The following is a 24,495-nucleotide window of genomic DNA, read 5'->3' as shown; positions in this document are numbered from 1 at the left end:
AGTCTAATATGGATATAAAGCAATTGAAATACTTCTTAACAATAGTGGAGGAAGGACAGATAACCTCAGCTGCTAAAAGACTTAATATGGCGCAACCACCTTTAAGTCAACAGCTTAAAAACCTTGAAGATGAACTTGGGGTAAAACTAGTGGAAAGAGGTGCTCGACATATTAAATTAACTGATGCAGGGAAAATGTTAAGAGATAGAGCTCAACAGATATTGGAACTTTCAGATTCAACTATAAATGAAATAAAGGATTTTAAAAAAGGCTTAAAAGGTACGCTGTCTATAGGTACTGTATCATCCTCTGGAGCTATGCTTTTAAATGCTAGAATTTCAAATTTTAGAAAAGATTATCCTAGTATAAAGTTTGAAATACACGAAGGAAATACTTTTAAAATGGTGGATCTATTAAATAAGGGTATTATAGAAGTGGGAATTGTAAGAACTCCGTTTAATACCTCTATGTTTGAGTGTAGATATATGGACCCAGAACCAATGATAGCTATAATGAGTAAGGAATATGCATTTAGATCAGATAAGGACTATATATATGTAGAGGAATTAAAGAATAAACCTTTAATCATTTATCGCAGATTTGAACAATTAATTTATGAAACCTCCTTAGAAGCAGGCTTCGAAGCAGAAATATTCTGCAAAAATGATGATGCAAGAACCACAGTATTATGGGCAAATGCAGGCTTAGGAGTTGGCATAGTCCCTAGATCAGCCTTCGCATTAGCAGATAACGATAATCTATTGTATAAAGAGATAAAAAGTTCTAGACTAAATACTCAAATAGCTGCAATTTGGCTTAAAGATAGATATATCTCATCTATGGCAAGTAAATTTGTGGAGTATTTTAGTGGAAAAGAGTAAAAAACCTTATTTGGGATTGTTCCTAAATAAGGTTTTTTATAATAGATTTAACAATTTCCTCTATCCATTCATTAATTCTAATACTTCTTTTTCTGTAAGCTTACGCCAGTGTCCAACATCTATGCCTTGAACCAATATATTCATAATTCTAATCCGTTCTAATCGAATAACTGTGTATCCAAAAGTCTTACTCATTCTACGAATCTGCTTATTAAGTCCTTGAGTAAGGATGATTCTAAAAGTGTCTTCATTAATCTTTGTGACTGTACAAGGTTTTGTTTTAACCCCGCAGACTTCAACACCTTCAGCCATACCTGTAATAAAAGTATCATCAAAAGGTCTATCAAGAGTTACTATATATTCTTTTTCATGATTGTTTTCTGATTCTAAAATTTTATTAGCTAAATCCCCATGGTTTGTCATCAATATTAAGCCTTGAGAAGCCTTATCCAATCTACCTACAGGAAAGATGTACTCTGGATAATTCATAAAATCAATTATATTGTTTTTAACTTCTCTTGCTGCAGTACAAGTAATTCCCACTGGCTTATTCAAAGCAATATAAATTTTATCCTTTATTGGTACAGGAGCATTATCAATAAGAATAACATCCTCCATTTCGACCCATTGTCCAGGGTTACAGAGTTCTCCATTTACCATTACTCTATTTTCTTCTATAAGTCTATTGGCTTCTCTTCTTGAACAAAAGCCAACATTGCTAAGTAGTTTATTTATTCTCATCCTAAAATTATATCCTTTCGTTTATATGTATGACCTATATAATATTAGTTTAATGTTTTTTTTGCAAATTGGCTATTATAAAGTTTTTCATAGAATCCACCCTTTTCCATTAACTAAGGTATACAGTAACTATATAGTTAAGAGAAAAATAATAAAAAATTGAATATATAGTTCAAAACTAATAATAATAACTTTATAATTAGGTTATATATTTTTAAAAATATTATTAATAAAAAGAAGGGATAATTTTATGGAAATATATACAATAGGGCATTCTAATTATTCAGTGGAGAGATTAATAGATATGCTTAAAACATATAATATAACTTGTGTAATAGACATTAGAGGTACACCATACTCTAAGTATAATATTCAATATAATAAAGAAACTATAGCTAAAACTTTAACTGAAGCTGGGTTTACATATCTCTATATGGCTAAAGAATTTGCAGCTAAAAGAGTAAATAAAATATCTTATAAAAGTGAAGGTTATTCAGATTTTGAGAAAGTAGTACAAGAAGAAGATTTTTTAATTGGTATTGAGAGATTAAAAAAAGGATTAGCAATGGGATATAACATAGCTTTGCTTGGGGCCATGCAAGATCCAATAAGATGTCATAGAAGTATTTTAGTAGGAAGAGCACTAAGAGATGATAAATTTATAATTAAACATATATTAGATGATTATTCTATAGCTTCTCAGGAGGATATTGAAGAAAATATCCTGGATAAATACTTTAGTGAACGACATCAACTGACAATAGATGGGCTTCTAGGCACTGGTATGACTAAAGAAGATATGATAAAAGAGGCTTATAGGATGGCAAATAAGGAAATAGGTTATAGGATTGAGCACTTAAGTTAAGACTCAATTCTAATAAAGTATAGAAGAGAATATTTAAAGCTATTTAAATAAAATATTATATCTTTATTTATCATAGTTTTACCAAAGATTATATAAATAATATCCTCAATGTGATATTATTAATTGGTTATACTATTTTAATATTAGATTTAGATTATAGTATAAGTAAATACTAACTTAAAATGTGTTAGTGTTAAAATAAATTTAATTATGAAAGGTAAAGAATAATGAATTTTAAAGACTTAGGAATTAATGAGGATATAGTTAATATATTAAAAAACTCAGGTATTATTACACCCACACCTATTCAAGAAGAAAGTATTACCCTTATAAAAGAAGGAAGAGATGTTATAGCAGAAGCACAGACTGGTACTGGAAAAACCCTTGCATTTTTGCTTCCTATTTTTGAAAATATATCCACGGATATAAACGCAGTTCAAGGTTTAATCATAACTCCCACAAGAGAATTAGCAATTCAAATAACTGAGGAAGCCATGAAATTAAAAAAAGCTGTGGATATAAATATCTTAGCTGCCTATGGTGGAAAAGATATAGGTGCACAGTTAAAAAAATTAAAAGGCAATATTCACTTAATCATTGCAACACCAGGTAGGCTTTTAGACCATATTGAGAGAAAAACAGTAGATCTTAAGAAGCTTAAGACCTTAGTATTAGATGAAGCAGATCAAATGATATTCATGGGATTTAAAAATGAAGTTGAGGCTATTATGAAGGAGACTTCTAAATCACGTCAAACTCTTTGTTTTTCAGCAACTATGGATTCTGGTGTTAAAAAACTGGCTTATAGATATATGAAAGACCCTGTTGAAGTTATTGTAAAGAAAGAAACTGTTACTCTTAACACTATTAAACAGTTTGTAGTAGAAACTACGGATAGAAAAAAGCAAGATGCATTATGCAAAGTTCTTGAGGAAGATAATCCATTTATGGCAATTATATTTTGTAGAACTAAGAGAAGAGCTGATAATCTTGAAGTAGCTTTATATCAGCGAGGATTCAAATGTGAAAAAATTCATAGTGATGTGATTCAGTCGAAGCGTGAACGAATAATGAAGGCCTTTAGAAATGCAGATATTCAATATTTAATTGCTACAGATGTGGCTGGTAGAGGAATAGATGTTAGTGGAGTTACTCATATATACAATTATGATATTCCAGAAAACCCTAAAGACTATATACATCGTATCGGTAGAACTGGAAGAGCTGGTGAAGAAGGATATACCTGTGTATTTGTAGATCCAAAGAACGAGAAAACTCTAGAAGAAATAGAGAGTGTTATAAAGTTAAAGATACCTAGAAGAGAAGTTAATATATAAAATGAAGATTAAATTCTAGTACACCTACTTATATATAATCATATAATACAATAGGACTCTAGAAAAAGGGTTGAAATTTAAACATTTATACAACATAGTTGAGGTTTAAACACAAACCATCTCTAAGTTAAAGTTTAAACTTCAACTCTTAGGTGTCTATTGAGAATTGATTATTGTAGGAGGAGTTATGAATTATATTACTCTAATATTCGATATTAAAGATTCACATAAGTTGCTTAACAGAAATCAGGTGCAAGAAATTTTAATAGAAGCACTTAAAAGATGTAATGAGGAATTTAAAGATATAATTGTGTCTCCCTTTTTAATAACTATTGGTGATGAGTGGCAAGGGTTATTAAAAGAAGATGCTGAATATAGAAAAATTATAGAATTCTTTCGCACAAAGCTACCTTCTTATATTAATTTTTACATAGGTATAGGGGTAGGTGATGTATCAGTCTATAATTTTGAATTAACCGTAAATCAATTAGACGGACCTAGTTTTTACCTTGCACGAAAGGCGATAAAATATGCTAAGAAAAATAATTGCTCTATGGTTATTTTAGTTAGTTAAGTATCATAAATAAAAAATGGAAATTATAAGAGATATTTTGGGAGATATGATTTAATCATATAAATAGACTTCTAATTATTACACCCCCTAGTATTGCTGCTATGAAGCTTAAAAAAGTACCTATAATAAAATATTCTGCGAAATTATCATTTGATAGCTTTTTAAGACGTGCCACTGATTTTGCAGTTAGCACAAAACCAATCATTGCAGGATAATTCATGATAATACTAGATATAATAAAGATTCTTTCAAGGATTCCTATTATAAATCCACCATTCTTTGCCTCTAATGGAGTAGCAAAAAGTGCCTTTCCAGACCTGTCCACAATCATATTTTTATTATAGTCTGATATATATAAAAGGTTTTCATCGCTGGTAATATGCCTAACTAATAGTTTTATAAATATCCCTACTGCCCAAGTAGCGATAAAAAATATTATTAATACTATTAGAAGCTTCTCTATAAAATAAAATTCTTTAGGATAATTTGAAAATTTATATTTAAGTGTATTAATTATAACTATAGTATTGAATTTAAAGGTAACTAATAGTATTGCCAGTAAATGAAATAGCTGATCCAATAGAAATATCCATAGATTGTCCTTGTATCTTTCCTTATATAAATAGACTAAAGATTTTCCTTCATCAATAATAAAATGGAGTATTGAAATAACTATGAGCTGGCTTATGGAAAAATGAATAGCTTGTCCTTCAAGCATATTTATAAAAAATATTATCATATAAATTCCAATGAAATGAGTTAATGCATGTACTCCATTACCTTTTAAAGTTTTAATTATAGTACCTTTAATAATAGATTTTTTCTTATTAGAGGCATGTTTAGGAAATCTATTAATTAATATCCACTTATCTTGAAAAACAAAGTCAAAAATAACATGACTTAATAAAGCTATTAAGAATAATTTAAACTCCATAACTTTGCTCCCTTAATGTTAGTGAATATGTTCTAAGTAATTCCCTTATAATTTTCACATTATGAATAGTTAAAAAATAATTTGAAGCTGTTAACTTATGAGATATACTAGATTTTGAGAATTTTGGGTGTGTGTTTTCAATTTCCTTATAAGAACCCAGTTTTTCGTAAAGGTAAATTATCTCTCTTTGTTTCTCAGTAAATTTGCTTTCTATGATTTCATTGTTTTGTATTAGAGTATTAATTACATCTAGCATACTGAACTCAGAGGTAGTAGTAATTGCAACTTCTTCTAATCCTACTTCATTCATTGAAGTGTTAAAAGATGAAGTTAATTCAGGTATATCTATATGAGTTCCCTTTAATACTACTCTACAATCCTTTGTATGAATTTCTTTACTATGAAATCTATTATTAGTTTTAGCTGAATTTATAGCCTCTCTTGCATAGATAAAAGCACTTCCATCCATTTCTCTTGTATCCATAGATTCAGCGGTACTTATGGTTCCAACTCCTATGCCACAATAGCATTTAACTTTTCTAACATGAAGAAATCTATTTATTTCTATAAACAGGTTATAGCTTTCTTCAACCACTTTTAAAACTATCTGCCATTCATCACCTAAAGTAAAAGTAATAGGTGCAATCAATATATTTTTATATTTATCATCTAATTCTTTGAAGTATTTTTTTAGTTCATGTTGAAATTCTATTCTGTTTTGAATTTTTCTAGAGCTAACTATATCCATATTTATTACACTATAAATATTCATCTTTAGTTGCCTCCTTCCCTTTAATTGTAGTATAATCCATATTTTGTGTTATATTATTAATTATATCTTATCCCCTACTGTTTAAACAATACATTGTTTAAATTATTGACTTTTATTTCTACTATTGGCTATATATTATCAAAATCTAAAATAAAATTACTTTGAAAATTAAGTGTAATTATCTTCATATTACTTTCCTCAATGGCTATATAATTTGTCTCTTACGCTCTAGTATATTATATAACAATAAAATTAATATTATGTACAATAAATAACAAACCGCACACTATAAGAATTTAGTGTACGGCTTGTTAAAATTATTTATTATCTTCTATTAATATTTCAATTTTTGATTTACATCTACCACCATGACAGCCACCAGCAGTTGCACCGGTTTTCTCTTTTACAACTTCAATAGTATTTGCTCCTTCTTTTATTGCAGTTACTATTTGCTCTTCTGTAACACCTTTACAAAGACACACCTTTGACATAACGTCATCTTCCTTTCCTATAAGAACATTATGGTTTGTTAGTATTTATTTAAATATACTATTCGTCTATGGATATTGCTTGCAAAGGACACATATCACAAGCTTCTCTTACATCAGCTTCTGATCCTGAAGGTACATCCCCTGCCACAGCTACTCCTGTATCAAGAGAAAAGACTTCTGAACATATACCTTCACATAATCCACAAGATATACAAACATTTTCATCAACATGTGCTTTCATCTTAAATTCCTCCTCATTGGTTCTAAATCTTTTTCATATTCTCATTAACAATATGATAATATTATTAACGAATAATTACTATTTGTCAATAATTTATATCGTATTTTGCGAAGGGAATTTTACCCAATAAAAATCTACATATGAGTACTCTTTAAGAATGTTCTTAAGAATGCTCATATGTAGATTGAAGTCCAGGTCAAAAACTATTTATTTAAAAATTTTTTTAGTTTATTAATATCATTAAAAGGTGCTAAGCAAGCATTATTTTCACATAAATAATAAGTAGATTCTCCATTCTCTAAGTTATATTCTGCTATAGCAGGAATAAGGTCCTTCATCTCGTTTTTATTTTCATTATTAATAATTAAGGTAGTTAAATTAAATTGATTCACTTCCCTAAGAGTATTCTTCACCATTTCTAAATTAGAAGTATCCTTAATAACACCTATTAGTTTTTGTGATGGAGCCAGAATAAATGTGGCAGCTATTAGATAGAAGGAATAATTTATAGCACCTCCATATAGTCTGCTAGATATGAATTTAAGCTGTTTATCTGCCAGCTCCTCTAAGTCAATATCTCCAGTTAACTTCGCAAGTCTCAATAAATTATAAGCAGCTACAGAGTTTCCAGAAGGAAGTGCGCCATCAAACAATTCCTTTGGTCTAGCAATAAGTTTTTCTCCATCTTCTCCATAAAGGAAAAATCCATGATTATCATTATCCCAGAAGAGCCTAATCATATCATTATTTAACTTTATTGCACGCTTTAAATAATCAATATTGAAAGTACTTTCATAAAGTTCTATTAATCCTAAGCATAGATAGGTGTAATCTTCTAAGTATCCTGGATAGGAAGAATCACCATCTCGATATCTTGCCAATAGTCTTCCATCTTCATTTACTAAATTATTGAAGATAAATTCTACAGCTTTGTTACCTTCTTGTAAATATTTTTCATCTCCTAGGATACTATATGCCTTTCCAAGGGCAGCTATCATAAGACCATTCCAAGAAGTCAATACTTTATCATCCTTATGAAGTTTCGTTCTATGATTTCTATAATTCAAAAGTATTTTACAAAGCTTTTCTATTTCTGGATTATCTATATTGAAATTCTTATTATCTATAAGATTTGGTATGTTTTTACCTTCGAAGTTTCCATCTGGAGTTATATGGAAATACTCATTAAAGTATACTCCATTCTCCTCACCTAAAACTTCTATAATTTCTACAGGGCTGAAGACATAAAATTTACCCTCTTCTCCCTCACTATCAGCATCCTCTGCTGAATAAAATCCACCTTCAACACTCTTAAATTCTCTAAAAACATATTCTAAAGTTTTTATTGCTGCATTTTTATACAGTTCTTTTCCAGTAACTTGAAACGCTTCTAAATATGCTATGATTAATAATGCATTATCATAAAGCATTTTTTCAAAATGTGGTACTAACCATTTTTCATCTGTGGAATATCTAGAAAAGCCAAAGCCAATATGATCGAAAAGTCCACCCACATACATAGATTTTAGTGTGGTTTCCACCATATCCAAGGCATGTTTTTCTCCTGTCATCTTATAATATCTAAGTAGGAACATAAGCTTATGAGGAGTTGGAAATTTAGGAGCTTTACCAAAGCCACCATATTTAGAATCAAAATTATCCTTAAGAAGATTATATCCTTCCTTTAAGATACTTTGACTTACACTTCTATCTGTAGCTTCATTTCCATAATATTTTTCTAATTCTCCAGCTATGTTTTCACTAGAACTAATTAAATTTTCTCTATTATTTTCCCACTCTCTAACAACCGCATTCAATATATCCATAAGGCCTGGCATATTATATCTTGAACGCTTTGGAAAATAAGTTCCCGCATAGAAAGGTTTCTGATCTGGAGTCATAATTATAGTTAGAGGCCATCCTCCACTTCCAGTTAAACTCTGACATACTGTCATATATACACTATCTACATCAGGTCTTTCTTCTCTATCAACTTTTATAGATATAAAATGCTCATTCATGAAATTACCAACTTCTTCGTCCTCAAAGGATTCCTTCTCCATCACATGACACCAATGACATGTTGAATAACCTATACTTAGAAATATGGGCTTATCTTCTTTTGCAGCTTTCTCAAAGGCTTCTTCAGACCATGGAAACCAATCTACTGGGTTATGTGCATGCTGTAATAGGTACGGTGATTTTTCATGTATCAATCTATTGGGCACTTTGTTTGAGTTAGTCATTTTATCACTCCCCTTCATAAGTATAATAATTTAGTATACCCTAAAAAATGAAGGATACTACTTTTATATTAGCAGTATCCTTCATTTTACCTAATTCAAACTTCCACCCTCATATACTCCTTCCGAAGAAAATTTTCCTTCTCCCTTTAATGTGTCATCAAAAAAATCCAAGATCAGACTGTTTTCAAGCTCAATACTCTCTTTAGTATTCACCTCTGCTTCCTCTCCATTTAGCAGATTGGCGAGAAATGGGGATACTATGGAAAGATCTGTGAGAGTCAGGTGCTTCGCTCCCTTTAGATATACATCATAGACTTCCGTACATATTTGATCAGATATTTTATTACCTGCATAGACTCCTGTATTGGTGCCGTCCTTAAGTTGTACCCATACCTGATCGGAGTAAATATTTAAAATAGGTGTATCATATTGTTCTTTGGTCGCAATAAATTCATCTATATTCGAATCATAAACCATTTCACCAAAATATGGGCCATCAATATTGATGACTGCACCCACGTCCTTTCGCTCTCTTCCTATCTGTACAGTTGCGGCTGCTCCCATAGAATGTCCAAATACACCTATTTTGTCGCAATCTATGAGTTGGTACAGCTCCATTGTGTCGGATTGTTGTGACTGTGTTATGTTTGTTTCATCTGATTCAGAAGCATTTTTATGATCTGCTTGTGCCACATATTGCAATATGGTGTCAATTGTGAAATTGATATCATCGGTACGGATTTTCATCCATTTTTGTATTAAGTCATAGGTCTTCGCTTTAGTATAGTAAGCATCTATGTTGGAATAGGTGACTTCATTCATATATGCCTTATCAACTAATACCACCTGTCCATCTTCTGATTTTGTATAGAAAGAATGTCCCGGATGATCAATAGAGCAAACCACATAACCATGACTGGCTAACTCTTCATATGAAGAAATGTTGCTATTTTTAATACCAAAAGCTCCGTGTGAAAAAACGGCTAGAGGATATTTTCCATCCGTATTCTTTGGATACCAGAAACCTACATTTACCTGTCTTTTGCTGCCAGTATAATAATCTGTTATGGTATCACTGGTATACGTATATTGCGCAGTGACAACGTCATATTTTCCTGTTCGCTGTGGTGCTTCATATTGTGAGAAAAGAAATGCAGGGATGAGTACAATTGCATAAACTAGAATCATACCGATTGCTTTAAAAACAACACTTCTTTTACGAAATTGTTTTGTATTTTTTTTTGTTGAAATTAGAACGTATACTCCTCTTACGGCAAGTACTAATAATAATGTCCCTAGTAAATACCAACGCAGGCCCCACTTTAAAATTTTCAGGATACAAAGCATCATAAAAATTCCCAACTCCAGCAGGCGTGCATAGCTTTTAACTTTAAGGTGTGTAGAAACTGTATAGATACAATAAGATGCAAATACAATTTCAAATACTACTAATAAACTTAAAATAATACTAGTCATAATTTCCCCCTCTATTTCTTTTACTTTTAAATTCTCTATACATAAGGTAACACACACTAAATAATACGTAAATAGAGGCAAAAGTATGTTACCATCATAGATTAGTAAGTGGTATAAAAATAGCGGCAAGTTGTAAAACCTACCGCTATTTTATACTATAATTATTCTTTTTTCGCTGATCTCATATTATCTAGCTTTTGGTTAATGTCGTTGGCCGTTTTACGATCGATTAGCCAAGAAAAGAAGCCGACCAAAATATAAATACCTAAGATTTCTAATCCAAATAGTGCGGTCTGTTTCACTCCCGATACTTGTCCCATGATATTTCCAAAGGTCAGTATTACGACCTCTAGAAGTAGAAAATGGATGACCATTCGTATGTTTCTATTTTTATTGGATAATTCCTTTTTAGAATAAAATACTATTGATGGCAAATCTCCTGCTAATGCAAATAGTGCTGATAACATGATTTCCCTAAATGTAAAGGAATGCGTTGGATTTAATAGTGCCGTTCCTAATATAATTATTGTAAAAATAATGAAATAATTTCGAATCACAGTACCCAAAAAATCTATTTTTTTCATCTTATCATCCTCCCAACCCAAGCTTATTCTTTAGCTTTGGTACATACTGTCTAGATACAATTACAGTTTCTTTATTATCCAGTACTGCTTCAAATCTGCCACTTAAGGATGGGCGAATTAGTGTAATTTTCTCGATATTCAATATGGTGGATTTGGAACAACGAAAAAATCGTCGGCTTTCGCATAACTGCTCAAGCTCATATAGTTTCTGTTTGGATTCGTAAACCTTGCTTTCACAATAGATAAAAACCTTATTGTCTACCGCCTCAAAATAGTACACATCGCTAAATGACAAACGATGAATATCGATTTGGTTATAACCTATCAGCTCATTGTCCTGCATCTTGAGACTATTTACATAGGAAACAATCTCATCCGTCACTTCATGACACCGGATGAGTATTTCTTCCACTTGATCCTTTCCAATGGTCTCGATGGTAATTTTCATTTTACTATTCCTTCTTATACTTCCTTTTATAAATTGATAACCATTTTGGTACAAACTAACTACATGGTTTTATTATATATTGAACGCATTAAAGCCTAGTGGCTCAAAAATGTGTTCATATACATAATCATCAAAAGATTGTCCACTGACGCGTTCAATGATGTTGACGCACATAATACAAAGGTAAGAATTATGCTAAGTAATCTTTTCATAAATGAACTATCCCTCCATTTGATATAACTGAAAAAAATAAATAATTACCAAGAAATACAGCTATCCTTTGATTTTAGCTTACTATCTTTAGTTTATTTTACATTAAAATGCATATCAATCCAAGTTAAACTTTGTGATTCGTGAAGATAAGTACATTTATATAGATTTATTGATAGGATAATTAAAAATCACTTCAACTTCTAATTAATATTATGACATGCAACAAAGTGATTCTTTGAAACTTCCTTCAATATTGGCACCTGGTTTCTACAAATTTCATTTGCATATGGACATCTTGTGTTAAACTTACATCCTCTTATTTCATTATCTCCACTTGGTATTTCATCCTTCATTATTATTCTAGTCTTTTTTTCTTTTGGATGACTTTTAGGTATTGATGAAATTAAACATTTAGTATACGGGTGTTTAGAATTTAAGAATAGTTCTTCTCCTTGAGCTTCTTCTACAATTTTTCCAAGATACATAACCCCTATTCTATCGCAAAAATACCTAACTAAACTCAAGTTATGAGATATGAACAGATAAGTTAAGTCCATTTCTTTTTTTAATGTATCCATAAGCATAAGAATTTGTGCTTGTATAGAAACATCTAAGGCAGCTGTTGGTTCATCACACAGTAAAAACTTTGGTTTAAGAGATAATGCTCTGGCTATAACTATTCTTTGCCTTTCTCCTCCACTGAACTCATGTGGATACTTATTGATACTTTCTTCCCTTAACCCACATAGATTCAATATCCTTTTAATTTCATCTCTTAAATTTGCTTTATCTACAATTCTATGTTTTATTATGCCTTGTTTAATTATATTTTCTATAGTCATTGTGGGGTCTAGTGATGAATAGGGATCTTGAAATATCATTTGCATGTCCTTTCTTAAGTTTTGCATATCCTTCTTATTTATGCTATATTCATTTTCTACATCATAAATAAGCTCCTTATTAAACTTTAAAGAGCCTCCTGCTTTAGGTATCAAGTTTAGTATTGCCCTGCCAGTTGTAGATTTACCACATCCTGATTCTCCTACAAGTCCATATACTTCACCTTTATTAATATTAAAGGATATTCCATCCACCGCTTTAATTATTTTATTCTCTCTATTAAATAAATTCCTACCATAATTAAAATAGCATTTTAAGTTCTTAACTTCTAATAGTTTTTCTTTATTAGATTCTGTGTTATTCATTAAAGTTTACCTTCCTCTTCCAAATCATATCTAAAGCATCTAACTTCATGTCCATTTTTTATGATTTTTAAGTCAGGTTTATGTTTCATACATTTATCCATAACATAATCACACCTATCAGCAAATGGACAACCCTCTAATATATCTAAAAGGTTTGGCACTTTACCCCTAATACATTTAAGTGGTTCCCCTTTTTTAAAATTCTCTGGTCTTGAATTGATTAAACCTATTGTATATGGATGAACAGGGTTATCAAATATTTCATCTACAGATGCCTTTTCCACCATATTTCCTGCATACATAACCATTACATCATCTGCAACTTCACATATGACTCCTAAATCATGAGTTATAAAAACTACCGACATATTTAACCTATCTTTAAGATCATTAATTAAGTCTAATACTTGAGCTTGGACTGTTACATCCAATGCTGTTGTGGGCTCATCCGCTATTAAAAGCTTAGGAGTACAACATAATGCCATAGCTATCATAACCCTTTGACACATTCCCCCACTAAGCTTATGAGGGTATTCGTTTATAACCTCATCTGCTCTTTTAATTCTAACAAGCTTCAACATTTCTATAACTCTTTTTTTATTCTCATTACCTTTTATATTTCTATGTACTTTTAATATCTCACCAATTTGATCTCCTATTCTAAGTACTGGATTTAAAGATATCATAGGTTCCTGAAATATCATTGAGATTTCATTTCCCTTAATACTATTCATGTCTGAATCACTGAGCTCTAACAAATCTTTTCCATCAAATAAGACACTTCCCTTTTCTATCAATCCATTTTGAGTTTCAACAAGTCTCATAATAGACATGGCTGTTACACTTTTTCCACAGCCTGATTCTCCAACAATACCCAATACCTTTCCTCTTTTTAAATTAAAACTAACTCCATCTACTGCTTTAATTTTTCCTTCATTACATTTAAAACTAGTGGTTAAGTCTGTTACTTCTAATATATTATCTTTCATAATAATTCCCTACTCCTTTGTCCTTGGGTTTATAATACTTCTTAATCCGTCTCCGATAAGATTAATAGAAAGTATAGTGAGAAATACCATTATTCCTGGTGGTGCCCATTCCCACCAATACCTCATAAGAGACTTCATATTTCTAGCAGTAGAAAGCATATTACCCCAACTAGGAACAGGCTGTTTTACTCCCATTCCTAAATAACTTAAGCCTGCTTCTGCTAATATAGCCCCGGCAATTCCTAAAGTAGCATATACAATTATAGAAGATATAATATTAGGGATTATGTGTTTAAATATTATTTCTATAGAATCCATACCAAGGCATCTTGCAGCTTCTATAAACTGTCTCTCTTTTATTGCAAGAACTTGTCCTCTAACTATTCTAGCAATAGTTGTCCATCCTAAAAAGCCTATTATTATAACTGAATTCCACATACTAGGACCTATTAAGGAGGCTAATATTATGGCTATTATAAAAAAGGGAAGGCACATAAAAACATCTACAAGAATCATTATTAAAAGATCTATCTTACCACCGAAATATCCAGCAATGGCTCCTAAAAAAACTCCTATTGTTAAGGATATAAAAGTGGCACCTATTCCAACTGCTAGGGAAACTCTTCCTCCATAAACTAATCTTACTAAAATATCTCTCCCTAAATCATCTGTTCCAAGTATATGTTCTAAACTTGGAGGTTTATTTGCTATAGATGTGTTTATTTCATCTCTATCTTTTGTCATTAGCAATGGACCCAATATAGAAGTTAGTGTAATAAACCCTAAGAAAATTAATCCAAATACTACACTCTTACTGCTTAATATTAATTTAGCTTTCTTATTAATTATATTCATAAAATTTCACCGTTTTTAATTAACCTTATTTAATATTTATTTAAATCTTATCCTTGGATCTACAAGGCAGTAAACAATATCTGAAATTAAATTTGCCAACAATATACAAGACGATAGTATCATTGCACACCCCATAACTAAAGGATAGTCTCTATTAGCTATGGATTGATAAAATAAAGTTCCCATCCCTGGCCAAACAAATATAGTTTCAATTAATATTGTTCCAGCTACTATATAACCAAGAGACATACTTAATAAAGTAACTATTGGTATTAATGCATTTCTAAATGCATGTTTATATATAATAATCCTTTCATTAAGTCCCTTTGCCCTAGCTGTTCTAATATAGTTTTGATTAAAAACATCTAACATAGAGGATCTAGTATACCTCATAAGGGATGCAACTTCTAATAAAGTCATTGACATAACTGGTAAAATCATATGCTTTACCACATCAATAAATTTATTAAATCCTGTTAACTTCTCCCCAACAGTGGATAGCCCTGATATTGGAAACCATCTTAAATTAATAGCAAAAATCTTTATTATTACAAGAGCTATAAAAAATCCTGGTATTGATATACCTATAAGGGCAAGTATAGTAAGGATTTTGTCTTTAAATGAATATGGTTTTATTGCTGATGCTATACCTAAAGGTAAAGCTATCAATGTAGTTAAGATTAATGTGACAATAGATAGCAGAAATGTGTTTGATATTCTTCTTTTTATTATGTCTACAACGGGTTCATTATATCTTATAGAAGTGCCCATATCCCCTTTTAATATTTTCCCCATCCACTTTATATATTTTAAATATATAGGATCATAGTATCCTATAGCATTTAGGGCAGTTTCTTTATCAGAAGCTGAAATACTAATTTGCCCCTCAACTATATTCATATAAGGGTCTCCAGGTGCAGTATTTATTAGAACAAATATAATTATAGATAATCCAATAAAAACTGGAATCATTGTTAGAATCCTTTTTAAAAAATATTTTTTCATCTTTAAATAACCTCTGAATTCTTAATTTACTCTAAACATAAAACAATTGCCTTCCTAATAGAAAAGTTTCTCTTAGCAAGGCAACTTAGTTTTTATTTTAAAATGCTATTTTGTATTTTCATCCTCTATATACCAATCCTTCACAAATTGATAATATGTTGGTTGCGCATTTTTAAAGTTTTTAATCTTAGGATTCATAACCATTAAACTATTCCAATGATAAACATATATAACTGGCAATTCATCATTTAACTCTAAAGCTATTTCATTAAGTATAGGTTTTCTCTCATCTTTTGTCATATGTTTTGAAGATTCCTTTATAAGTTCGTCAACTTTTTCATTTTTAAATCTTGCATAGTTATAACCATTTGGTGGAGTTAATGTTGAAAGATAATTTGCTGATAAGTCTCCATCATAAAAGTTAGCGGTTCCCATTAAAAATCCATCGAACTCTCCTTTTTTAACATCAGAAGTCATTGTTGCAAATTCCATAGGCTTAAGTTCTAATTCTATACCAATGTCTTTAAAGTTTTGTTGTAATATTAGTGCATACTTATTTTTAGATTCGTCTCCTGAGGTATACTTTAAAGTAAATTTAAATGGTTTACCCTCATAATACATTTTCTTTTCTTCTTTTTTATATTCCCATCCACTTTCTTTTAAAAGCTCTATAGCTTTCTCAGGATCATACTTATATTCATTTAATCCATTTGGATGAGCCCAGTTGTTTGATGGGAATGGATTGTTTGCAACTTCTCCATGACCATTTAAAACATCTTTTACAATAGATTCGCGATTTATAGCATAGGCAAATGCTTGTCTTACTTTTTTATCACTAAACTCAGATTTCTCTAAATTTAATCCAATATATTGATAGGCATTATTTGTTATCTCTTCTAAATTAAAGCCTTGTTTTTTGTAATTTTCTACCTCTTCTTCTCCAATACTTCCTACACCAGTGATGTCAATTTCATTATTTACTAATTGGGCATCAGCGGTTTCTTCACTAACTAATTTAAATATATATTTATCTATATTAGGTCTTCCATTCCAATAATCATCATTAGCAGCAAGCTCAACACTTTGGTCTGGTGTAAAGTTTTCTAGCTTGAATGGTCCTGTTCCTATTGGATTTCTTATTAAATTAGTATCTTTTTGTATAGTTTCTACGTCTCCCTTATTCCAAATATGGTTTGGCACTATTTTTATCATATAACCAAAATTAATTAAAGCTGAAGCATAGATTTCATTAGTTGTTATTTCTACAGTTTTATCATCTATTTTTTTAACACCTTCAAGTTCCTGAGCTTTACCTGACTTAAAGTCATCATAGCCTTTTATATTCTCAACATACATTGTATAAGGCCCGTTATACTTAGGATTACAAGCTAAATCAAAAGTAAATTTTACATCATCAGCTGTAAAAGGTGTTCCATCATGCCATTTTACTCCTTCTCTTATTTTAAAAGTTATAGTTTTTCTATCCTCTGATAGTTCATAGGATTCAGCAAGTGATGGTTCAATGTCTAGATCTTTATTTAAAGAAAGTAATCCCTCGTAAATCATAGTATTGATAGTACCATCATAGTTAAAAGTAAAAAACGCTGGCATAAATACACCTTCTGGTGCTATTGAAAGAGCTTGTTTAACAACTCCTCCTTTTTTAATCTCCTGTTTTTGATTTTCATTTACAGTATCTTGATTTTTACTACTACAACCAGTGATCATTATAGATCCTATGGTTAGTATAGCTAAAATTTTACATAAAGTTTTTTTCATAAAAAAAGTCCTCCTAGGATTATATGTAATTTCTTGTATTATTTTGGCGATGTTCCATGTTTTATTATAACATCTTATATAATTTTGTTAATACTCTATACTTAATTTGAAGTTTTGTTTTTCAAATAATACTCTTAGTAATTATAGTTTTTTCCAATAGCTGAAAATATCTATTATTAACACCAAAAGGCCACCAAAATTACAACGTATTTGGTGGCCTTTTTAGGTATAATCAATATCACTTGAAGTTAATCTTTATATTTATTACTTAAATAGATGAAATATTTACACAATAATAGTTGATAAAATCATTTATCGATTGAATCATAGTATTATCTTTAAAAGATTCATAACTTAATTTAAACAATTTTTTCTTTACCTTATACTTTAGTTCATTATTAGATATTTGTTCTAATTCGTATATCTTATTACCTGATATTAATCTTTGTAAAATTTCATTAGCAGAAAACTTTATGGTCTCTTGAAATACATCCTTCATATAATTCTCTAGAAAAGAAATTGGAGATAGTAATTCTTTACTTCCATTACCTTGATTTAAATTCATAAATTCTTTTTCAAAATATATCCAAATACTTCTTATACTTGAAGCTAAATAATTCTTATAGTCATTCTTTTCTATATTATTTGAGATTTCTACACTATTCCAATACCAATAACTAAATATATAATCTGCTATTAAACTACCTAAATCAACAGAGATTGGTCCATAGGTTGCAAATTCATGATCAATAACACGCCATTCATCTTTTCCAACTAAAATAGAACTTGTATGAAAATCTCCATGAATTAATGCATCATTTCTAGTTAAATAAATATGATGTAAATTATCTATTTCTCTTAAAAAATCTTTATCTTTCCACAAACTATGTATCTCTTTCTTTAATATTGGATCTATTATAGTGCTTAAAGACTTTTTATATGGCATAGAGAATAAAAGTTTTTCTTTCATTTGACTTAATTCTATATTAATAAATTGAGCCATAAGACATTTATACTCCTTAAACTCTAATCCAAAATAAGAAGTGAAAAATAAAGTTCTGGCTATATATTCTCCTATCTGTTTAGGTAAATCCTCAAACCTAGCCTTGTTAATTAAATCTTCCCTTAAAAGACACATAGATGTATAATTTTTCATTACGAAGGAAGTCATTTCATTATCGTAATAAAAAATCTCTGGTACAAAGTTTGAATTAAAGCCTTCTTGAATTTTTATAGCTTCATATTCTATTCGATTTCTTTCTATGGTTAATGGATACATTGCACCTGCTATCTTTAAATAAGGCAATGCTTGTTTTACAATGAATGACTGTTTATTTGATAAATATGTTACACGAAACACTTGATTAACATTTCCTTCTTCTATTTCATTAACTTCAAGATCATGATTCAAATATTTTGGTGTAACATTAGATCTAACATATTCCCCAACTGTATTTTGAGAAAGCTCTTTATACATAATAAATCACATCATCCCCTATCTAGGCTCATCCATAATAATTTCTACTCTTTTGTCTATCTTTCAGCACTTGGATATCCAGAGTTATTATTTTTGCTGCTCTTTATCTTGAATAAGTACAATGGACATACATACCATACTTATTGCCATTAGAGTCACAATGCTATTATTAGCCTCTTGTTTTAGAATTAATAACACAAGTGATCCCACTGATAATCCTAGGGCTACTGCTCTAAAAATTAAATTAACTAATTTTTGAAACTTCATTTTATACTCCTCCTCATATATCATAGTTTAAATATTTACCAAGTACCTTTCAGTTTTTACTACAAATATTCCAATTTCACCAACAAATCATATTATTTCATCATAAGTAATCTTTGATTTAGCTGATTCAATTTTTTTCCAAAAGTTTTCCCCCTATTGTTGATAGTAAAGCACCAATAATTACTGATAGTACTATACAAATGACCACTCTTTCTAAGTGTTCATTTGTAATTGCCGCCTCTATAGCTTTTAGACACCATTTTTGTGGTGTTATATATCCTATTTTATTAATAATTGGAGACAACCTACTTTCTGGAATAAAGCATCCTCCCAAGAGACAAGTTGGAGTAATAATTGTAGCAACTATAATTGTAGGGTTAATATAATTTTTAGCTATTGCTGCAAGTAAGATAGCCATACCTGATGTAACAAAAATTAGGGATAGTAGTGCTAGAAAAATAACTATTATTTGCGTAATATTATATAGCTTATAGACAAATATAATACCAATCATTGCTATACCAACCTGAATTATACCTATAATAATACTACTCAATAAATACCCTAGTGTAATTTCCCATCCCTTCGCACCAAAAACTTTTGTTCTCATTATTATTAGAGCCTTTTTATCATTTATAATATTTTCTAATACAATAAATATCATGAGCATGATAAACATCATTCCAAAACCTATAGCGGTAATAAAATCAAAGTCAATGCCATTTTTTATATCGTCATTAATCGTATTAGCTGCTTGATCACTGTATTTAATAGTTAGCCTTTGTGTTTGTAAACTATCGATTATATTTTGCAAACTATCATTACTATGGATATCAAGAGATGGGTATATTTCATATGCAATTATAATCGTTCTAATATAATCATCAACTATTGTTTTAAGTTTTTGTATCTTAAGATTCATTTCCCTATACTGTAGCTGAGCAGATATAGGTTTTTGATTTTTTATATATTTTGAAAAATTCTCGGGAATGATTAGTACTGTATCATTGGCATATTCTTTTTTGTTTGCTGTGAAATAATCAATATCCAATATCTTTACCTTAAATAAGGTATCTTTTTGAATTTCAGAAATAAGTGTTGTTGCACAGATATTTTTATCATAATTAATAATTGATAATTCTATTACTTCTGAATGTTTTACTGTCAATAAATTTCCGAGAATTAAAAGAGAGATCAGCGGTAAAAATATCATAATTATAAATTCTCGTTTATTTCGCATTTGCCGCATAATAGTATTTTTCATTACAACAAAACTATTCATAAATATGCCTCCTATTATAATGAATAACAATAATTGTAATAAGAACTATTGATAATCCTATTAATAATAAGAATTGTACTATTACATCATTTATATTACCACCTAATATAAAATTCGTGACAAAATCGTAGCTCCAATTATAGAAATTAATCTGATTTAGACTTTCTATTCCTATACTAGACACAAATCCACCACCTAAAAAAGTAACTAACCATACACTAGCAATCATAACTATACTTAATGTTTTAGACGTTTTAAATATGAATGAAGCAACTACACCCAAGCTACAGGAGATAATCATTACAATAAATAAAGATAGAAGCAACATAAAAGGATTGTGTCCCCAACTTACATCAAAGACTACATGGCTAAATCCTATAACAACTAAACATTGTAGCATACCAATTAACATGACCGCTTCGGCCTGTCCTAATAAAAACTCTAATTTATATACAGGTAATGATTCTATTCTTTTACCTAATTGGTTTTGTTTAAAATGAATAAGATTATTACCTATTCCAACACCTGTAGTTAAGAGAAAAAAAAGTAACATAGTTACAGCATAATATTCATAACTTGTTATATTAAAACCTTCTTCGTTGGTTTGTACTTCACTTAGAAAACTAGTATCATAAATATTTTGTAATTTTGTATTCAATTTATCTCTTTCATCAATAGACCATGCAGAGGTACCTTGAATTTTCTGTACTGCCGAATTAATATTAAAAGGCTCAATAATTTTATTCATTAAGGTGTTTACATAAAAGTTCTCTACATCATCTACCTTATTAGAAAGTACTTCTATCTCACTACTTACAACTGATTCTTCGATAGTTTGTGGAATAATAATAACTTGACTTATTTTCCCTTCCTCTAATATTTTTTCAGCTGCATGTCGGCTTTCGATATCTATATACTTTATATTTTCATCTGCAGTATCAAAAATTGAACTCTCTATTGATTTACCTATTGTACCTAGTGATTCATTAACTACTCCTATATTAATTTTATCAATAACTCCACTATGTTTTGAACTGGATTTCATAACACTTCCCATTAACGTAATCATCAGGATAGGCATTACAATAGTAAGGATAAATGAAATTTTTTTACGCACTTCTAGTTTAAACTGATTTTTTGCTATACAATGGACACTTCTTATATTTATCATAGTACCCTCCATTTAATCTCTTAGGTTCCTACCTGTTTTCATTAAGAAAATCTTTTCCAAATTTTCTTCTTCTATCTTCAGTTCTTTGATTGTTTCAAGTGGTATAATTTCCCATAGATTTTGAATAATATCCTCGCTTTTACCAGTAGTTATTTCCAAGAGATTATTTACATACTCTACTTTATTAACTTTGTCTATATTCTGTATTTGATTTATTATTTTTTCATCTATTTCAGTTAATCTTAAGATTATTTTATAATCTAAACTTTCTAGCTTACTAAGTTCTTGCTTAGTTCCTAATGAAATAATTTTTCCTTGATCCATAATACCTATTTTGGTACATATGGCTTCGATTTCCTCCATATAATGACTTGTATAAATAATAGTAGCACCCTGTTTATTTAATTCTTGAACAGATTCTAAAATATGAGTACGAGACTGAGGATCTACACCTACTGTTGGTTCGTCCATAATAATTAATTTAGGCTTATGCAAAATACCACATGCTATATTTAATCTTCTTTTCATGCCTCCCGAAAAATATTTAACTAATGTCTTATCTTCTATATTCAATTTAACAAACCTCAATGATTCGTCAATTCTATCTTGTAACAATTTTCCTTTAAGATCAGCTAATGTTCCAAAATACTTTACATTTTCATAAGCTGTTAAGTCTTCAAATACAGCAAGTTCTTGAGGAATATATCCAATATCTTTTTTCACTGCTTTTCCTACATGAGTCATTTCATTACCCCAAAGTTTAATAACACCTCTTGTTGGTTTAAGTAATCCACAGCACATATTGATAAAAGTACTCTTTCCTGCGCCATTAGGACCAATTAGCCCAAAGATTTCTCCTTCTTCAATTTGCAAATCTAACTGATTCACAACTGATTTTTCCCCATATTGTTTAGTTACACCTTCTACTTGAACCAAACTCATATAATTCTCTCCCTCTCACTAGCTTTGTTAAATATTATTTTTTGTTCAATAACATCATGAAAAACTTCGCTGCTTCATGAAATTCTTTATTTTGAAGTTTGTTTATAATCCCTATTTTTCGTTTATTATCATTCAAAATCTTCTTATATTCTCTTCCATCAATCTCATTGTATCCATACAATCTAGAATTTGATGGAATGTTTCTCTCATGTTCATTCATAAAATAAAGTTGATTTTCCTGTGTTATTTTTTCATAAGACACATTTGTTTTTAATAATTCAACCCCATATTTTCCTGGTAAACGTCCAATTAGACTATTTGGTACAACAAAATACTCATTTACCCAAAAATAATTGATATACTCTTTATTACGTCTAATGAAATTACATGTATCAATGAAATCCTCTTCGTATTCATGAGGTAATCCTATAATTACTTCGATATCTGCCCATATACCTACCTCTTTACACCATTTTAAAACTTGTTCAGCCTGATTAAGATCTATTTTTTTATCAATTAACTCTATAATCTTTTTACTACCTGATTCAAAGCCAAAAGTTAACTTAACACATCCTGCAGCTTTCATTAATTTTAATTTTTCAAGGGTCAAACCATTAAATCGACCACAGTCTGACCAGTATATTTTTATATCACGTTTAATAGCTTCATTACAAAAAGCTTCTATGAAATGAGTTGAATAATTAAATGCATTATTTAAAAAATAAAAATAAGGTGTATCATATTCCTCTTTTAACGCTATTATATCTTCAATGACTTCATGGGCGTTACCGCCTATAATTTTTCCTCTATCATAATCACTTTGCGTGCAAAAAGCACAGTTATATGGACAATTGTAATTAAAAATATAAGGTATTATTAATTTAGGATTTACTTTTTCAGCCTTCCTTTTATTTACTAAATTTATTAATTGTCCAGCACTATTTTCAATTGTGTCTGGCCATTTATAAAAATAAACAAGATTTTGATCATTAATATTTTGTTCATCTTTATCTTCTAGCATATATCTATAATAATAGTGAAAATCAGTAATAGGCCAATAAGGTTTTATAATCTTAGGTTGAATTTCATTATTAGCTACAATCTCACCATGTTTTAAATGAACTAGCCCACCAATATCCTTTAAATTATTACTTTCTTGCCCTTCATTAAGCCTTGTAATTATTTGATATATAGCTTCTTCTCCAGGACCTTTTATTATATAAGAAAAGTTATCAAGCACACACTCCCATAAATTTTTAAAAACATCTTTGAAAATATAAAGATATGAAATATTATTGCCACCTAAAAAAATAGGCTTCTTATATTTCTTCTTTAAATATTTTCCTAATAAAAAACCAAGATGTATTTGAAAAAAAGAAAAATCTGCTCCTAATGAAATACCATATGCATCAGCTTGTTCAATTCCAACCTCTAAAATCAGTGATTCCAATAAATTTTCCAACTCAAGATCTTCTTGTCCATTCATATAAGACATAAATCTACTGACATCATAAACAATTCCAAATTGGTTGCGTTTTTCTTTAAAATTCTCTGATAAAATCATGTTAACATCTGTTAAAGTCGTTTTAATATCTCTTTCATCTAAATAGCCCGCTATTACCCCTGCTCCCAAACTCAACGATAATCTAGACAGTTTCTCTGGATATCTAAAGCAACTTTCATCAGGTGCTATAAATATATGTATCTTTTTTATCATTTG

24 protein-coding genes are annotated in these 24,495 nt (G+C 29.7%); 4 read left to right on the top strand and 20 right to left on the bottom strand.

The features are described from left to right. Positions 1-8 precede the first annotated feature (8 nt). The gene (locus tag ACI48Q_RS10800) at positions 9-881 is read left to right on the top strand and encodes a LysR family transcriptional regulator (protein WP_474919089.1); all 873 of its coding nucleotides are present in this window, start codon (positions 9-11) and stop codon (positions 879-881) included. 60 nt (positions 882-941) lie between these two features. On the opposite strand, the gene ACI48Q_RS10795 is transcribed toward ACI48Q_RS10800, so the two are convergent. After that, the gene (locus tag ACI48Q_RS10795) at positions 942-1,622 is read right to left on the bottom strand and encodes a pseudouridine synthase (RefSeq protein WP_474919088.1); all 681 of its coding nucleotides are present in this window, start codon (positions 1,620-1,622) and stop codon (positions 942-944) included. 250 nt (positions 1,623-1,872) lie between these two features. On the opposite strand from ACI48Q_RS10795, the gene ACI48Q_RS10790 reads away from it, so the two are divergent. The 3 genes from ACI48Q_RS10790 (at position 1,873) to ACI48Q_RS10780 (ending at position 4,398) form a co-directional block, all read left to right on the top strand. Further along, positions 1,873-2,487 carry a DUF488 domain-containing protein gene (locus tag ACI48Q_RS10790; protein WP_474919087.1) on the top strand — a complete coding sequence of 205 codons (615 nt, stop codon included), beginning with the start codon at positions 1,873-1,875 and terminating at the stop codon, positions 2,485-2,487. 227 nt (positions 2,488-2,714) lie between these two features. Further along, positions 2,715-3,824 carry a DEAD/DEAH box helicase gene (locus tag ACI48Q_RS10785; protein WP_474919086.1) on the top strand — a complete coding sequence of 370 codons (1,110 nt, stop codon included), beginning with the start codon at positions 2,715-2,717 and terminating at the stop codon, positions 3,822-3,824. A 187-nt stretch (positions 3,825-4,011) separates the two neighbouring features. Beyond that, positions 4,012-4,398: a SatD family protein gene (locus tag ACI48Q_RS10780; protein ID WP_474919085.1), complete on the top strand. Its 387-nt coding sequence runs from the start codon at positions 4,012-4,014 to the stop codon at positions 4,396-4,398. Between the two features lie 55 nt (positions 4,399-4,453). Here ACI48Q_RS10780 and ACI48Q_RS10775 read toward each other — a convergent pair whose 3' ends face one another. The 19 genes from ACI48Q_RS10775 to ACI48Q_RS10685 form a co-directional block, all read right to left on the bottom strand. Beyond that, positions 4,454-5,332 carry a DUF3307 domain-containing protein gene (locus ACI48Q_RS10775; RefSeq protein ID WP_474919084.1) on the bottom strand — a complete coding sequence of 293 codons (879 nt, stop codon included), beginning with the start codon at positions 5,330-5,332 and terminating at the stop codon, positions 4,454-4,456. Beyond that, positions 5,322-6,104, bottom strand: coding sequence for a SatD family protein (locus tag ACI48Q_RS10770; protein WP_474919083.1), 783 nt, complete (start codon positions 6,102-6,104; stop codon positions 5,322-5,324). The genes ACI48Q_RS10775 and ACI48Q_RS10770 overlap by 11 nt, the downstream gene beginning before the upstream one ends. Before the next feature lie 317 nt (positions 6,105-6,421). Beyond that, positions 6,422-6,595 carry a (2Fe-2S)-binding protein gene (locus tag ACI48Q_RS10765; RefSeq protein ID WP_474919082.1) on the bottom strand — a complete coding sequence of 58 codons (174 nt, stop codon included), beginning with the start codon at positions 6,593-6,595 and terminating at the stop codon, positions 6,422-6,424. A 58-nt stretch (positions 6,596-6,653) separates the two neighbouring features. Next, positions 6,654-6,836: a ferredoxin gene (locus ACI48Q_RS10760; protein WP_474919081.1), complete on the bottom strand. Its 183-nt coding sequence runs from the start codon at positions 6,834-6,836 to the stop codon at positions 6,654-6,656. A gap of 203 nt (positions 6,837-7,039) precedes the next feature. Then, a complete protein-coding gene (locus ACI48Q_RS10755) occupies positions 7,040-9,082 on the bottom strand; it encodes a thioredoxin domain-containing protein (protein ID WP_474919080.1) in 2,043 nt (680 codons plus the stop codon). A gap of 90 nt (positions 9,083-9,172) precedes the next feature. Then, on the bottom strand, positions 9,173-10,558 hold the full coding sequence (locus tag ACI48Q_RS10750) for an alpha/beta hydrolase family protein (protein ID WP_474919079.1): 1,386 nt from the start codon (positions 10,556-10,558) through the stop codon (positions 9,173-9,175). 161 nt (positions 10,559-10,719) lie between these two features. Then, on the bottom strand, positions 10,720-11,142 hold the full coding sequence (locus ACI48Q_RS10745; protein WP_474919078.1) for a DUF3021 family protein: 423 nt from the start codon (positions 11,140-11,142) through the stop codon (positions 10,720-10,722). A 4-nt stretch (positions 11,143-11,146) separates the two neighbouring features. After that, on the bottom strand, positions 11,147-11,590 hold the full coding sequence (locus tag ACI48Q_RS10740; protein WP_474919077.1) for a LytTR family DNA-binding domain-containing protein: 444 nt from the start codon (positions 11,588-11,590) through the stop codon (positions 11,147-11,149). A gap of 413 nt (positions 11,591-12,003) precedes the next feature. Then, entirely contained in the window at positions 12,004-13,008 is a 1,005-nt protein-coding gene (locus ACI48Q_RS10735) for an ABC transporter ATP-binding protein (protein ID WP_474919076.1), read from the bottom strand. Next, entirely contained in the window at positions 13,008-13,997 is a 990-nt protein-coding gene (locus ACI48Q_RS10730; protein WP_474919075.1) for an ABC transporter ATP-binding protein, read from the bottom strand. The genes ACI48Q_RS10735 and ACI48Q_RS10730 overlap by 1 nt, the downstream gene beginning before the upstream one ends. A gap of 9 nt (positions 13,998-14,006) precedes the next feature. Beyond that, positions 14,007-14,852, bottom strand: a complete 846-nt coding sequence (locus ACI48Q_RS10725; protein WP_474919074.1) for an ABC transporter permease — start codon at positions 14,850-14,852, stop codon at positions 14,007-14,009. Between the two features lie 36 nt (positions 14,853-14,888). Continuing rightward, the gene (locus ACI48Q_RS10720) at positions 14,889-15,857 is read right to left on the bottom strand and encodes an ABC transporter permease (RefSeq protein WP_474919073.1); all 969 of its coding nucleotides are present in this window, start codon (positions 15,855-15,857) and stop codon (positions 14,889-14,891) included. A gap of 105 nt (positions 15,858-15,962) precedes the next feature. Next, a complete protein-coding gene (locus ACI48Q_RS10715) occupies positions 15,963-17,636 on the bottom strand; it encodes an ABC transporter substrate-binding protein (RefSeq protein ID WP_474919072.1) in 1,674 nt (557 codons plus the stop codon). A gap of 268 nt (positions 17,637-17,904) precedes the next feature. Then, positions 17,905-19,113, bottom strand: a complete 1,209-nt coding sequence (gene mtnK, locus ACI48Q_RS10710) for an S-methyl-5-thioribose kinase (RefSeq protein ID WP_474919071.1) — start codon at positions 19,111-19,113, stop codon at positions 17,905-17,907. A gap of 87 nt (positions 19,114-19,200) precedes the next feature. Further along, a complete protein-coding gene (locus ACI48Q_RS10705; RefSeq protein WP_474919070.1) occupies positions 19,201-19,380 on the bottom strand; it encodes a hypothetical protein in 180 nt (59 codons plus the stop codon). 127 nt (positions 19,381-19,507) lie between these two features. Beyond that, the gene (locus tag ACI48Q_RS10700; RefSeq protein ID WP_474919069.1) at positions 19,508-20,662 is read right to left on the bottom strand and encodes an ABC transporter permease; all 1,155 of its coding nucleotides are present in this window, start codon (positions 20,660-20,662) and stop codon (positions 19,508-19,510) included. Continuing rightward, on the bottom strand, positions 20,655-21,833 hold the full coding sequence (locus ACI48Q_RS10695; protein WP_474919068.1) for an ABC transporter permease: 1,179 nt from the start codon (positions 21,831-21,833) through the stop codon (positions 20,655-20,657). Before ACI48Q_RS10695 ends, ACI48Q_RS10700 begins: the two co-directional genes overlap by 8 nt. A gap of 12 nt (positions 21,834-21,845) precedes the next feature. Continuing rightward, positions 21,846-22,775 carry an ABC transporter ATP-binding protein gene (locus tag ACI48Q_RS10690; protein ID WP_474919067.1) on the bottom strand — a complete coding sequence of 310 codons (930 nt, stop codon included), beginning with the start codon at positions 22,773-22,775 and terminating at the stop codon, positions 21,846-21,848. A 34-nt stretch (positions 22,776-22,809) separates the two neighbouring features. Next, on the bottom strand, positions 22,810-24,492 hold the full coding sequence (locus ACI48Q_RS10685; protein ID WP_474919066.1) for a B12-binding domain-containing radical SAM protein: 1,683 nt from the start codon (positions 24,490-24,492) through the stop codon (positions 22,810-22,812). Positions 24,493-24,495: the final 3 nt, after the last annotated feature.

The sequence above is a fragment of the Clostridium sp. LXY-7 genome (genome assembly GCF_056172015.1).
The sequence above is the reverse complement of the archived record's forward strand: the minus strand, read 5'-3'. Positions and strand labels throughout refer to the sequence as shown.